This is a genomic window from Enterobacter sp. R4-368 (genome assembly GCF_000410515.1).
Lineage (GTDB): Bacteria > Pseudomonadota > Gammaproteobacteria > Enterobacterales > Enterobacteriaceae > Kosakonia.
Genome location: NC_021500.1, coordinates 3,559,763 through 3,573,257, shown reverse-complemented (window position 1 = coordinate 3,573,257; position 13,495 = coordinate 3,559,763). Strand labels below are relative to the sequence as shown.

Sequence of the window (13,495 nt, the reverse complement as noted above, 5' to 3'; positions counted from 1 at the left end):
GCACACAGTCAGTGATTTCACCGTACCTGATTGCCCGATGGCGCTACGCTTATCGGGCCTACGTTTTCTGCCGCTACGATTTTTCTCTGCTACGTTTCCTCTAAGCAGTTGACGTTGTAGCAAGGCGGCAAACGAGTAAATCCCGGGGAGCTTACATAAGTAAGTGACCCGGGTGCGCGAGAGTAGCCAACGCAGCTACAGCGCCAAATGCGACGAGGAAACATGAATTACCACCAATACTATCCAGTCGACATCGTCAACGGCCCCGGCACCCGCTGCACACTGTTCGTCTCCGGTTGCGTACACGAATGCCCTGGCTGCTACAACAAAAGCACCTGGCGGCTGAACTCCGGCGTGCCGTTTACTGAAGAAATGGAAGATCGGATCATTGCCGATCTCAACGATACGCGCATCAAACGCCAGGGGATTTCGCTCTCCGGCGGCGATCCGCTGCACCCGCAAAACGTGCCGGATATTTTAAAGCTGGTGACCCGCATCCGCGCCGAGTGCCCCGGTAAAGATATCTGGGTGTGGACCGGTTACAAAATGGACGAACTGAACGCCGCGCAGCGGGAGGTGGTCGGGTTGATCAACGTGCTAATCGACGGCAAATTTGTTCAGGATCTGAAAGACCCGATGCTTATCTGGCGTGGCAGCAGCAACCAGGTTGTGCATCACTTGCGTTGATTTCCTCGCGCAATTTTCACAATACTTCCCTGCATATTCTCATTTCAGTGCGACGATATGTATTCCGACGCTGAATGCGCCGGAGGAACGGCAAAACTGTTTTGCATACGTCTGACCTCCTCCGCCGGCGGTAAACCGAAGAGCCGTTTGAATTCGCGGTTAAACTGTGACGGGCTTTCGTAACCGACGGCGTAACAGGCCGCTGCGGCAGTGAGTCGCTGGCGAACCATTAACATCCGCGCCTGGTGCAGCCGTACCGATTTCACATACTGCATTGGCGGCATGCGGGTTATCGCTTTGAAATGACTGTGGAATGTTGGCACGCTCATCCCGGCTTGCTGAGCCAGTTGCGACAGCGTTAAGGGTTGAGCATAAGCCGCATGAATGTAACGCAGCGTTTTGCCAATTTTACCGAACTGCCCCTGCAAGGCTAACGCGGCGCGCATCGCATTGCCTTGTGCGCCGGTCAAAACACGAAAATAGAGTTCCCGTACCCGCGCCGGACCAAGGATTGCCGCCTCAAGCGGGTTACCGAGCGTCTCCAGTAAACGCAGCACCGCTGTTTTCAGCGTCTCGTCCATCGGGCTGGAGATCATGCTTTGCGGCGAAGCGGATAGCAGCGGAAAGCCGTGCTGTTCAATTTGCAGCATCACATCTGCGGCAACCTGAAAATCCAGATGCATGTAAATCGCCAGCAGCGGGTGGTCTGCCGATGCATCCGTTTCCATTACAAAAGGCACAGGAACCGATACCGCCAGGTAGTGCTGTTCGTCGTAAAGATAGATCTGCTGACCGAAATACCCCCGCTTGCTGCCCTGGCAGACAATCACGATCCCCGGATCGTACAGCACCGGCGTGCGGGCCAGCGGGCGATCGGAACGCAAAATGCGCACATCCGCCAGCGCGGTCAGGTTGTACCCCTCCTGCGGGGCAAGTTCCATTAACCTGGCGATCATATCTGACATCGCGTACCTCATAAGATCAGGCAATAAAAAGAGAAGATATGGCCTAAAAAGCCAGCAAATCTGAGAATACTATGCAGCTTCCATTTTTCATGGGAGTAGACGTTATGTCATCTGTAAAAACACTTTTTATCACCGGCGTCAGCAGCGGCTTTGGTCGCGCGCTGGCGCAGGAAGCACTGGCGGCGGGCCACAACGTTATTGGCACAGTGCGCAACCACGACGCGCAGCAGGCATTTGAAGCCCTGCATCCGCATCGGGCGTTTGCCCGCTTGCTTGATGTCACTGATTTTGCGCAAATCAATGACGTAGTCGCAGAGGTTGAATCACACATCGGGGCAATCGACGTGCTGGTAAACAACGCCGGTTACGGCCATGAAGGGATCATGGAAGAGTCCTCGCTTGCAGAGATGCGCCACCAATTCGACGTCAATGTATTTGGTGCCGCAGCCATGATGAAAGCCGTGCTGCCCGGCATGCGCCAGCGCCGCAGCGGGCACATTATCAATATCACCTCGATGGGCGGTTATATCACCATGCCGGGGATCGCCTGGTACTGCGGGAGCAAATTCGCGCTGGAAGGGATCAGCGAAACGCTGGGCAAAGAGGTGAAGCCTTTTGGTATCCACGTCACGGCCGTAGCGCCGGGATCGTTTCGTACCGAGTGGGCCGGACGCTCGATGATCCGCACCCCGCGCGCCATTGCCGATTACGATGCGCTTTTTGATCCGATTCGCCAGGCGCGCGAGGAAAAGAGCGGAAAACAGCCCGGCGATGCCGTCAAAGCGGCTCGCGCCATGCTGGCGATAATAGACAGCGACACGCCGCCCGCGCACCTGCTGCTGGGCAGCGATGCGCTCAGCCTGGTGCGTGAAAAACTGGCGGCACTCGCTGCGGAGATTGACGCATGGGAGGCACTGACCCGCTCTACCGATGGTTAACGGGTACGGGGCGTGCAAGCGCCCCGGTATGGGCTCAAAAGCGGCTCAGCGACTCCATCGCCACGCTTTTAAACGACGCGAAATCCGCGCAGGCACAGAGCCTCGCCGTTACACGCTCGCGCAGGAAGGTGACGAAAATATCGTAGATAGCCATCGCTTCTTCATACTCGCTCTTGCTGATCGCCAGCAAGAAGATGACATGCGCAGTTTCATCGCCCCACGCGATCCCCTGCGGAGCCAGCACGGTGTAGACCACCGTTTTTTTCGCCAGCAGCCCGAGGGCGTGCGGCAACGCAATGCCCTCGCCGAGCAGAGTGCTGACAATCGCTTCGCGCTCGACCACCGAATCGAGAAACTCCGCATCGACAAAGCCTTCATCCTGCAACTGATGGCATAAGGTGTTGAACAGCGTTTGTTGATCCATCGCGCCGTGAATGATGCGGAAATGCGCGGCATCAAAATACTTTTCCAGCATCCACGGCCGCGTTCTGTCTACCAGCACCAGCTTGCCGATCTGCTCCAGTTGATACTCGCTGGGAAACGGCGCGATGGTGACGACCGGCTTATCTTTTTCATTTACCCGCGCGGTGGAGATGACAAAATCTTCCGCGATGCCGTCGCACTGCTCGTACTCACGCAGCGTCACGGTGCGTGTTACCACAATCTGCGGATATTTACGCGACAGCACCGCTTCAATCATCCGCACCATCGCATTTCCGACATCGCACACCAGTAACACCCGCGGCTGGCGCTGATAACCCACGTTGTAATGGCGCTCAAGACCCACGCCGATATGCAGCACCAGAAAACCTATCTCGTTTTCGCTGATCACATACGGCGTGTATTTCCCCCAACTGGAGACCGCCGCCAGCGTCATATCCCACGCCATGGGGTAGTGCTGTTTAATGTTATCCAGCAACGGGTTAGGGATCATTATCTGGTAGCGCACGCGGGTGATCATGGTTTTGATATGCGTGAGCAGATCCGCATGTAGCTGGTCATCGTTTTGCAGGTTGTAGTTATAGTGCGTGTTGATGTAGCCAAGGATGTAGTTGACCAGCGCTTCGTCGTCATCGGCGCTGATGGCGCTGGGTGCGATCTCCTGCACGCGTCGCCCGGCGATATGCACCCGCAGCCAGTGCTCTTCCGCCGCCGCCAGCGGTTTTCCCGCCAGATGTTGCAGCGCAGCAGAGATATCCCGCGCCGCCTCTTTGACATTTTCGTCCCCATCTTCGGCGCTGAATTCAGAGAGCGGATAGCCCTCGCTGATGCGGCGAACCGCCACCGCGCAGTAAAGGCGGATAAACAGATCGCCCTCATCCGTCAGGCGAATATGATGGCGGTTAAAACAGTCATGCAGAATAGTAGCCAGCGCCTCAGGCACCCCCGGATTGAGCGCTTCTTCCGTGATCAGCGGGTTATCGGCATTTTGCTGCGCCAGTTCCCACAACAGATCCGTCAGACAGGCGCGCAGCGCCATTTCGCTGCCAAACAGTTTCATGCCGTGGCGCGGGCGCGTTTCCAGCGTCAGACGGTAGCGGGAAAACCACTCCCGCACCTCGGTCATATCATTTTGCAGCGTGGCGCGGCTAACAAACCACTCATCCGCCAGATCTTCCAGCTTGAGCGAGAAGGCGGAGGTGAGAAAACGCACCACCAGATAATGCACCCGCTCCGGCCCGCTACGCGGAATGCGCAGCGCGCGCGGGCGCGACGCCTGCAAGCTCTGGTAACGCGTGACGTCATCAATTTTCAGTTGATAGCCGCTGCCGCGCGTCAAAATAAACTGCGCGCCGTGGTGCAGCAGCAGAGCGTTCAGTGCGGTGATATCGGCCCGAACGGTACGCGTCGAGACCGACAAGCGCTGTGCCAGCTCATCCTGCGGTAGCGTCTCGTTTTGCAACATCATGAACAGTTGCGCCAAACGTTGGTTCGGGAATCGCACGTCGCTCTCCAGGCTTAGGGGTGAGATGAAATAACCATCTGAGATGGGCTGCCTACCGGCGTGTAGTCCGGCTCAAACTGCAATTTACCGTCGCGTTCCACGCGAAAACGGGTGATGTTATCGCTGCGCTGGTTCATCACGTATAGCCAGCGGCCATTCTCCGCCAGCGTTAGCGTGCGCGGGTAATCGCCGCGCGTCCAGACATCATCCTGATGGGTTAGCGAACCATCGGCTTTCACCGTAAAGTGCGCGATGCTGTTATGCAACCGGTTGGCAACATACAGCTGTTTACCGTCACCACTTAATACCAGCCCGGAGGCAAAACTGGTGCCTTTATACTCTTTCGGCAGCGCCGAAAAGGTTTTCCCCGGCTGCAACGTGCCGGTGGTTTTGTTCAGCGCATAGTGTGTAAGCGTCGAGGCTTCTTCATTGATCAGCCACAGGCCATCGCCCTTTGGCGTGAACACAAAGTGGCGCGGCCCGGCACCTTGCGAAGAGGCGCTAATAAAGGGTGGATCATTCGGCGTTAACGCGCCCGTTTTGCCATCAAACTGATACTGATAAATGCGATCCAGTCCAAGATCGGTGGAAAAGACGAATTTCCCGCTCGGATCGACGGCGATCATATGCGCATGCGGACCATTGTGATCGCTAATCGCAAAACTGCCTTCCACCGCCGCAGCCGGTTTCGCGGCTCCCGGTTCGCCCTGATCCTGACGCGTATCCACCGCTTCGCCGAGGCTACCATCCGCTTTCACCGGCAGCACGGCAATCGACCCGCTGACATAGTTCGCCACCAGCAGAAAACGGCCATCCGGCGTCAGCGACAGATAGACCGGTCCGGCACCGCCGGACGCCACCTGGTTCAGCACACTTAACTCGCCGTTAGCGCCAATACGCAGCGCCTGCACCGCGCCCTTTTCCACTTCGCTGGCGAGGTAGAGGGTTTTACCATCCCGCGCCACCGTTAGCTGTGCCGCATTCGGCAACGGACTGACCAGCGTTTTATTGCCAAGCGCACCGGATTGCGGATCAACGGTAAAGCGATAAAGCCCTTCGCCGTTCGGGTTGTAGGTTCCGACCCAGGCGTACTGCGTTTGTGCCATGGCGCTGGTTGCCAGCAGAGAAAGTGAAACGGTAAGCAGATGACGAGCGGTAAGCATGGTGACTCCTTACGTGACGAGGGGGGGTTCCCTCCCTTATCGGGAGGGAAGATCGTTTACTTCACCAGTGCTTTGGTCATGTCCAGCAACTGGCGAACATCCGCCGGGCGCGTGTCGCCACTCGCCTTATCAATGATCGAACTGTAAATATGCGGGATCACCTTGCGAACACCCGCATCCAGCGCGATTTGCAGGATTTCACTGAAGTTGTCCAGATCGATGCCGCCGGTCGGCTCCAGCCAGAAATCATGGCGCGCACAGGCTTGCGCCACGGCGATAAATTCGTCGCGGCATTTCAGCCCGCCCATCGGGAAGTATTTAATGGAGCTGCCGCCCATATCTTTTAGCAGTGCAATGGCGGTTTCCACCGGCACAATGCCGTCTGGCGCCTGGCTGCTCAGCGGCCCGGTGGAAATTTTTACCCTTCCCGGCGTACCGGTTGGCGAGACCAGGCCATTAACCACCGTGTCGTTCTGCCCGAGCAGCGCGCGGCTGGTCGCCACGCCGGTGAACACCTGGTTAACGTGCTGCGGTTGAACTTCACGGGAGATGGCGCTAACCATGGCCGACTGGTTTGGATCGCCTGCGCCGAGGCCAACGGAAAGTGCATTATCGATACGCGCCGCGTAGTCGCGCATATCCGCGACGGCAGTAGCGACATCGGGGTAGTTTTTCGACAGCACGCCGACCAGCACATGGCCTTCCGCGGCCTCGTAAATCGCGCTGGCGTTCTCTTTGCTGCCCGCCAGCACGTTCAGGCATACGCGGTCGCGGTAAAAATTCGGCGTCAGTTTCATGCATTTGCTCCCTTGTTCAGTTCTTCGGCGATGCGGCGATAAATGATCGTCAGTTGATCGGCGGTGACGCTGCGCACATCGGCTTCGATAATCCCTTCGTTGGCTTTATAACCACGGAAGTAAATGGCGTATTCCCCCAGTTTCAGGGCGCTGACCAGCTCGCCGGTAGCGATACCGGTGACGGCTTCATCAAATTTGATTTCGCTGCGGGCAATATCGCGCCCGGCGCTATCCCACACCACGCGCGCACTCACGCCTTTTAGCGTGTTGAGCTGCTCAATAAACGGTGTCATTTTGGCGACCATCTCCGCCCCGCTCTCTTTGCTGGCAGAAAGATAGTGTTCAATGGCGCAGGTCAGGCCGAGAATGCCCTCCTTGCCCACTTTCATTGCGCGGCCAATGCCCGCCGTCTGGCGTTTTACCCACTCCACATACTGCGTTTTGCCGATCACCAGCCCGCTGGTTGGCCCTTCAATCGCTTTTGCGCCGCTGTAGATAACGAGGTCGGCTCCGGCGCGGTAGTAGCACTGCAAATCCTCTTCGGCTGCGGCATCGACAATCAGCGGCAGGTTGTGCTTGCGTGCCACCACGGCGGCCTGCTCCACGCTGAGCATGCTTTTTTGTACGCAGTGATGAGATTTGATAAAGAGGATCGCTGCCGTGCGCGGCGAGATTGCCGCCGCCAGTTGATCGGCAGAGCATTCATTGGCGTAACCGGCTTCCACCACTTTGCCACCGCCCAGCGCCACCATGGTGCCTACCGGTGCGCCAAAGTTAACGTTGTGCCCGCGCGGCAGTACGATTTCATTGTTCTCAATCGGTGTGCTGTGCAGGTTTTCCAGCAGCCAGTCGCTGTCTTTCACCAGCACGGCGGCGACGGATTGCGCAATGCCGGCGGAAGCGCACGACACCACGATCGCGCCTTCGACATCCAGCAGTTTTGCAATGTACTCCCCGGTTTTATTCACCAGGTCTTTCATTTCGAAGTAGTGATTCATGCCGCTGACTACAGCGTCGACCACTTCCGGGCGCGGCGTGGAAACGCCGAGCGCCGTCATGCGCCCGGAGGCATTAATCACCTGTTTTAGCTGGTACTTATCATAAATCGAAGGCATGTTCGGCACTCCCTTGTTCGGTCATATAGCCCTTGCCCGCGCGAATGGCGGCAAGCGGCGTGAGGATGTGTTCGGCCTGTAACGTCTCGTTTTCCGCATCGGTGAACAGCACCGGCTGGCGTTTCAGGTCGAAAATGGTCAGATCGGCGTCGAAACCCACGGCAAGACGCCCTTTATGTTGCAGGCGCAGGCCATCAGCGGCGTGGTCGGTCACACAGGCGATCACCTGCGGCAGCGACATGCCGATGGCGAGGAATTTCGCCATCACATTCGCCAGCGAGCGCACCGGGCCATCGATGCGGTTGCGGCAGTAAATGTCGGAGCTGATGGTCTGCGGCAAAATACCCAGCGCGATGGCCTGCTGAGCCACCGCAAAGCTGAAACTGGCGCTGCCGTGCCCGACATCAAGCCGCACCCCGCGCGCAATGGCGCGCGTCACCGAGGCGCGCAGCTCGCCGGAAGGCGTCAAAATGCGGTTCGGTTTGCCGTTATAGCAGTGGGTAATGATGTCGCCGGAGGTCAGCAGTTCAGCAATCTCATCAAGGTTTGGCGGGTTGTTGCCAATATGCACCACCAATGGCAAATCGCCGTTTTCCTGCTGGATGACTTTGGCGCGTTGCAGCGGTGTGATGCCGTTGTCGCCGACCACGCTGCTGCTCATGCGCGCTTTCAGGCCGACAATAAAATCCGGGTGGCGTTTTATGGCCTCACGCGCAGCGTCGGCGTCGATATTATTCAGGTTCGCCAGCTCGTTTTGCGCAATCAGCCCGACGCGCGAGATATTCAGCAGCGCATAGACGTCCGTCGACGCCTTACGGGTAATGGCATAGAAATCATCGATGTCATCCGCGCCGGTGCTACCGGCATCAATCACCGTGGTAACACCGGTCTGAATGCCGACGCTATCGGGCTCGTCGTGATAAATGGGTGAGTTCGGGTAACAGTGGACATGGGAGTCGATCCACCCAGCGCTGACATAATGTTCGCCGCGTAAATCCACGCTTTTCGCCGCCGGGCCGTCGATATCGCCAAGCGCTGCGATTTTGCCCGCCGCGATGGCGATATCCGTCACCGTGTCGTCAACCAGACGCGCCCGGCGCAGGAGTAAATCAAACATGCGTATCTCCAGGAGTAACGGGCGCCGCAGCGCCCGTGGGTGTCAGAGGGCTACCGGGAAAATGGAGCCCAGCAGCATCGCGCCGAGGATCGCGCCCCCGGTGATCGGCTTCTGCCAGAGGTAAAACAGCAGCGCGCCAATCAGCGAACCAATACCAATCGGAATGGAAGCGGTCATCGCGCTGAGGATAATCAACGGGCCAAGGAAGCGGCCGGACGCGTTACCCGCGCCCATCATCACGTCTGCGCCGTAGGTGGAGTCGCTCTGGTTGATGGTGAACTTACGCGCCAGGATAATCAGATAGCCAATCGCCAGGCCGATGATCAGCCCGGTAGCCAGCGAAGCCACAAAGTTCGCCACCGGGAAGACAAAGCCCGCGCCGAGCAGCAGCGCCGGCACGCCAAGCCCCACCCCGGTCTGGATAGCGCCACCGATATCCAAAATCCCTACCAGCGAACCTTCGATAATGCGGGCAAACAGGAAGCTCGCGCCAAATGCCGCCACCGCGCCGTAAACGCCGGTATCCATGCCGGAACGCAGCATCGAAACAAACGCCACTTCGTTAAACGCGCCAATGCCGTACAGGTAGTACATGTGTGTCCCGGCGAACACGCCGGAAGAGAGCAGGCCGACGAAAATCGGGAATGACCAGTCGGCGTACCAAAAGCCTTTATTCTGTTCCATCTCGGTTCCTTATTTGCCGCTGAGCGAGTTGTGGATAAGCGACAGCCAGTCCGGCGCGCTCAGGTGGAAGGACTCGATCATTTTCAGATCAAAGCCGCGGAAGAACGCGCTCAGCACAAACAGCGCGACAATCGCTGTCATCATCACTTTGGTGACGCGGTTCCAGCCGCTCTCTTCCACACCTTTACCAATCAGAATGCCCAACACCAGACCCGGTACGGCGTTACCCATAATGAGCTGCGCCGCGCCGCCAAAAACGGTCGCCCAGAAACCGGATTTCTTGCCTGCATCAATTGCCGCCAGCCAGAAAATCACCGGCATCACGGTGTTGACCAGCAGGTTTGCGGCCGGAACCAGCACTTTCACCGCTGTCACCTGCAACGCCGCCGGAACGGAGGAAGCAGTCAGGTTGAGGAAGGTGACAACCACCATGCCGATCAAGCCGCAGGCGATAGCCATCTTTTTCGGATCGTGCAGGGTTTCGCCCACGTTGCGGTTTTTCACCATCAACGCAGCAGCGCCCCAGTTCGGAATAATGCGGTGGTCAACGTCCTGGGTGAACGACCCCGCCGCAACGGATGACGCCCAGGCGTTAAAGAAGAAACCCAGACCAAAAGAGAAGTGCGAAGCCGGGTCCCCTTCGCAGGAGTTCAGTTCGCCCAGTGTACGAAACGCGCCCATCCCTTGCGTGGTCGGCGCATGGAACATGCGTGCAGCCCCTGCGCCCACGCCGACGCCCACCAGGCCGCCGATAATGAGCGATTTTATTAGTATGATTAAGAACATCAGTCTGCCCTCTTCTACCCTGTGATAGTGATTTCTGGGGTATGCGGTGAGTTATTGCGTGACGAAATCCACTTTATCGAGATTGATGGCGGTCACGTTGACGGTGACGTCCAGCTCCACGCTGTACGTGCGTCTTATACGGCGCAGAAAGAGGAACAAAAACGCCTCTTTGCGCGTCGTTTCCTGCGCCTGAACAACCTGCACGTCCTGTGGCTCAATGCGCAGTAAAATGTGCGGCGACGTTTTCATCACCGCGGCCTGAACATGGTTCAGCGCATCGGCGAAGGCGCGCGCTTTCGCATCGCCCTTGCCCTTTACCCTGACCGTGGTGGTGAACTGTTCTTTCATGGTTATGCGCCGTATTTTTTCTGCCACGCCTGCACCAGACGCTCGCCTAACTCTTCTTTGTCCATAAAGCCAAAGCCCAGCACGTTGCAGCCTTCGTTAATCGCCGTCACGCCCTCTTCCACAGAACGCATGCCATATTTGGCTTTGTAGCCATGTTTGTTTTGCGCGGTGATAGCGCCCGCGCCGCCGCTGCCGCAAAAGGAGATGCCAAAGGTGGCGTTTTCCGCTTTCATCACGTCGCCAAGTTTCATATCCGCCGCCACGCCCGGCACGACCACCGCGCGGCCGCCCGCTTTTTCTACACCGGCCGCCACTTTCTGGCCTTTCCCCAGACGGTCGCCAATCACTACGGTAATCTGTTCCATTGTTCGCTCCTTAAAGGTTGTCTTTCGCCACTTCGAAATGCACCGACAGCAGCCAGGCTTCTTCTTCCGGAAGGTTGCCAAAGGCCGCCACGACGTCGCGGGCAAGGTTCATGGAATCCGCCGAGATCTCATCAAACAGGCTGGCATCCACTTCCGGTAGCGGTTCGCCGGTTACCGACCGGTGCGCCATAGCGCGGACATGAGAGGTCAGCATCTGTTGCTGCACCGCGTTCGGCGTAATGTTCTGAGAACTGAGTAAGGCATACACCTGCTTCAGCATGCGTTCAGCGAGGGTTGCCGTTTGCGCAGCCTGCTCCGCGTCGTTTATTACCGCTCCGTTATTCACTCGTCGTACCCCGTTAATGGCTTCGGAATAAAACTAACGTTGCAGGTTAAGAGTTTGTAGCGAGGAGTTTTCCACTTCGAAGTGGAAACGCGGAAGGCTTTAGTGATCTGCGCCTCAAAATGAGGCCGCTGAGGGATTTTTCACTGTATTGCGGTCACAATTTTGACCAAAAGCGGCGGAAAAACGGCAGCCCAAAAGCACAAAAAAACGGCGGGCGGGAGAGGAAAAGTGTGAGGTGAATAAGGTTTACTTATTCCTGCCCGTTGTTCAGCGCCCGCAACAGATAATCTGTGAATGATGACACCAGCGGCAGCAACGGCCTGCCGGGTAAATGTAATAAGTGCATCGGGCGCGGTGGCGGTAAATAGCCCGGCAGTACGGCACACAGGCGACCTGCGTCGATATCCCGCTGCAACATGATGTCGGCGTGCTGCACAATCCCCAGCCCGGCCAGCGCCGCCTGGCGAATCGCCTCGCCGGAATCCACCATCAGCCGCGGGGTAATCGCCACCTCTTGCTTACCGTCCGGCCCTTGCAGCTGCCAGCTGTGATCGGATCGCCACTGGCTAAAACTGATGCAGTGGTGCTGTTTCAACTCTTCCGGGGTTTCGGGCGTGCCGTGTCGCGCTAAATAGTCTGGCGATGCGGCGAGGATCATCTGGTACGGCGCCAGCGGAATGGCAATCATCCCTTCATCTTGGACAGCGCCGACGCGCACAGCGAGCTGGAAGCGCTCCTCAATCAGCGAGACTTTGCGATCGCCCAGCACTATTTCCGCATTCACGCCGGGATATTGCTGTAAAAAACGTGACAGGATCGGCGTTAAGACATGGTTGCCCCAGGCCACCGGCGCGCTGATGCGCAGCAGGCCAGAGACATTTTCATAAAGATGACTGGCTAACCCGTCTGCTTCGCGAACGGTGGCGAGGATTTGCAGACCATACTGGTAAAAACGCTGGCCCGCTTCGGTGAGACCCTGGCGGCGCGTGGTGCGGTGCAGCAGCTTGCAACCGGTACGACGCTCGAGTTCGCGCACATGTTTACCGACCATTGCCGGCGTGATGCCTAACGAGTCGGCGGCGGCGGTAAAACTGCCGAACTTGATGGTGCTGACAAACGACTCAACGCATTTGAGATAATCCATTTTCCACCCGCATTCTAAACCCACAGTATCAAATGAAGATAACAACGCCCCATTTATCCGCAACAGGACGCGGGAAATAATAGCGCCATTATCGTTTATTGGGTTCTTAATGATGCAATCGCTGGTTTTCAATGAATTTGGCGCATCGGATGTGCTGTACCTGCACAATCACCCTACGCCGCAGCCCGGCGCGGGTGAGTTGCTGGTTGACGTGTCTGCCGCCGGGCTGAATTTTGCGGATATTTATCGCCGCCAGGGGCGTTACCCGCTGGCAGGAAGCGCCCCCTGGGTTGCCGGGTATGAAGGCGCCGGTCAGGTGATTGCCGTGGGAAGCGGGGTAAGCGGCTGGCAGCCGGGCGATCGCGTGGGTTTTGCCGATGTGCCGCTGGCGCACGCCAGCCATATTGTGGTGGCGCAGGAAAACGCCATTCGCCTTCCCGACTGGCTTTCTGAAGCGCAGGCCGCGTCAATTCTGTTGCAAGGCTTAACCGCAGATTATCTGGTGCATGATGTGTTACCGGTGCTACCCGGCATGCGTGTCGCCGTGCTGGCCGCCGCTGGCGGCGTGGGCAGCCTGCTGACGCAAATGCTGGTACACCGGGGGGTGCAGGTGTTCGCCGTGGCTTCAAACCAAGCCAAGCAACGCCTCTGCCTGCGTAACGGCGCAGACGCCGCCGCCGATTACGACTCATGGCCTGAAAAGGTTCGCGCCTGGCATACGCCGGGTTGCGATATCGTGTTTGATTCGGTTGGCAGCACACTGCAACAAAGCCTGGACAGCCTGAAAGATGGCGGGCGCGTTGTGCTGTTCGGTATGTCCGGCGGCACGATCCCCACGCCGGATCCGGCGCAGTTTTTGTTGCGTTCCACCGGCGTTATCGGTGCCGATCTGTGGACTTATCTGACCTCGCAGCACGAGCGGCAGCGTCGCGCCGATCGCCTGTTTGCGCTGCTGAAAGCAGGACATATTAAATTGCCGGAGGTGACATCTTTTCCGCTCTATCGGGGTAAAGAGGCGCATGACTTGCTGGAAAACAGAGAGTTTAGCGGGAAGGTGATTTTGATCCCCTGACATAACGCGTTTTAAAAATGAAA

At 57.7% G+C, this 13,495-nt stretch carries 15 protein-coding genes; 3 read left to right on the top strand and 12 right to left on the bottom strand.

Translation table 11 applies throughout. The features are described 5' to 3' along the window. The first annotated feature begins 222 nt into the window (after window positions 1-222). Entirely contained in the window at window positions 223-687 is a 465-nt protein-coding gene (gene nrdG / locus H650_RS16770) for an anaerobic ribonucleoside-triphosphate reductase-activating protein (protein ID WP_020456298.1), read from the top strand. Window positions 688-731: 44 nt separating this feature from the next. On the opposite strand, the gene H650_RS16765 is transcribed toward nrdG, so the two are convergent. Further along, on the bottom strand, window positions 732-1,652 hold the full coding sequence (locus tag H650_RS16765) for an AraC family transcriptional regulator (protein ID WP_020456297.1): 921 nt from the start codon (window positions 1,650-1,652) through the stop codon (window positions 732-734). A 104-nt stretch (window positions 1,653-1,756) separates the two neighbouring features. On the opposite strand from H650_RS16765, the gene H650_RS16760 reads away from it, so the two are divergent. Then, entirely contained in the window at window positions 1,757-2,590 is an 834-nt protein-coding gene (locus tag H650_RS16760) for an oxidoreductase (RefSeq protein WP_020456296.1), read from the top strand. Window positions 2,591-2,624: 34 nt separating this feature from the next. Here H650_RS16760 and H650_RS16755 read toward each other — a convergent pair whose 3' ends face one another. From H650_RS16755 to H650_RS16705, 11 genes are all read right to left on the bottom strand, one after another. After that, window positions 2,625-4,535 (bottom strand): BglG family transcription antiterminator, encoded by a 1,911-nt coding sequence (locus tag H650_RS16755; RefSeq protein ID WP_020456295.1) that lies wholly within the window; start codon window positions 4,533-4,535, stop codon window positions 2,625-2,627. Between the two features lie 14 nt (window positions 4,536-4,549). Further along, window positions 4,550-5,698 carry a lactonase family protein gene (locus H650_RS16750; protein WP_020456294.1) on the bottom strand — a complete coding sequence of 383 codons (1,149 nt, stop codon included), beginning with the start codon at window positions 5,696-5,698 and terminating at the stop codon, window positions 4,550-4,552. Between the two features lie 56 nt (window positions 5,699-5,754). After that, on the bottom strand, window positions 5,755-6,495 hold the full coding sequence (gene dagF / locus H650_RS16745) for a 2-dehydro-3-deoxy-phosphogluconate aldolase (protein ID WP_020456293.1): 741 nt from the start codon (window positions 6,493-6,495) through the stop codon (window positions 5,755-5,757). Continuing rightward, window positions 6,492-7,610 carry a DgaE family pyridoxal phosphate-dependent ammonia lyase gene (locus H650_RS16740; RefSeq protein WP_020456292.1) on the bottom strand — a complete coding sequence of 373 codons (1,119 nt, stop codon included), beginning with the start codon at window positions 7,608-7,610 and terminating at the stop codon, window positions 6,492-6,494. Before H650_RS16740 ends, dagF begins: the two co-directional genes overlap by 4 nt. Continuing rightward, window positions 7,594-8,727, bottom strand: a complete 1,134-nt coding sequence (locus H650_RS16735; RefSeq protein ID WP_020456291.1) for an amidohydrolase/deacetylase family metallohydrolase — start codon at window positions 8,725-8,727, stop codon at window positions 7,594-7,596. The genes H650_RS16740 and H650_RS16735 overlap by 17 nt, the downstream gene beginning before the upstream one ends. 42 nt (window positions 8,728-8,769) lie before the next feature. Next, on the bottom strand, window positions 8,770-9,411 hold the full coding sequence (locus H650_RS16730) for a DUF4310 family protein (RefSeq protein WP_020456290.1): 642 nt from the start codon (window positions 9,409-9,411) through the stop codon (window positions 8,770-8,772). Window positions 9,412-9,420: 9 nt separating this feature from the next. Then, entirely contained in the window at window positions 9,421-10,197 is a 777-nt protein-coding gene (locus H650_RS16725; RefSeq protein ID WP_017459108.1) for a DUF4311 domain-containing protein, read from the bottom strand. Between the two features lie 51 nt (window positions 10,198-10,248). Then, window positions 10,249-10,545: a DUF4312 family protein gene (locus tag H650_RS16720; RefSeq protein ID WP_020456289.1), complete on the bottom strand. Its 297-nt coding sequence runs from the start codon at window positions 10,543-10,545 to the stop codon at window positions 10,249-10,251. A gap of 2 nt (window positions 10,546-10,547) precedes the next feature. Next, window positions 10,548-10,910 carry an SFCGS family glycine-rich protein gene (locus H650_RS16715; RefSeq protein WP_020456288.1) on the bottom strand — a complete coding sequence of 121 codons (363 nt, stop codon included), beginning with the start codon at window positions 10,908-10,910 and terminating at the stop codon, window positions 10,548-10,550. 10 nt (window positions 10,911-10,920) lie between these two features. After that, window positions 10,921-11,256: a glycine dehydrogenase gene (locus tag H650_RS16710; protein WP_020456287.1), complete on the bottom strand. Its 336-nt coding sequence runs from the start codon at window positions 11,254-11,256 to the stop codon at window positions 10,921-10,923. 250 nt (window positions 11,257-11,506) lie between these two features. Continuing rightward, window positions 11,507-12,400, bottom strand: coding sequence for a LysR family transcriptional regulator (locus H650_RS16705; protein ID WP_020456286.1), 894 nt, complete (start codon window positions 12,398-12,400; stop codon window positions 11,507-11,509). Between the two features lie 109 nt (window positions 12,401-12,509). Between H650_RS16705 and H650_RS16700 the strand changes: the two genes are divergently transcribed. After that, window positions 12,510-13,472, top strand: a complete 963-nt coding sequence (locus H650_RS16700) for a quinone oxidoreductase family protein (RefSeq protein WP_020456285.1) — start codon at window positions 12,510-12,512, stop codon at window positions 13,470-13,472. Window positions 13,473-13,495 lie beyond the last annotated feature (23 nt).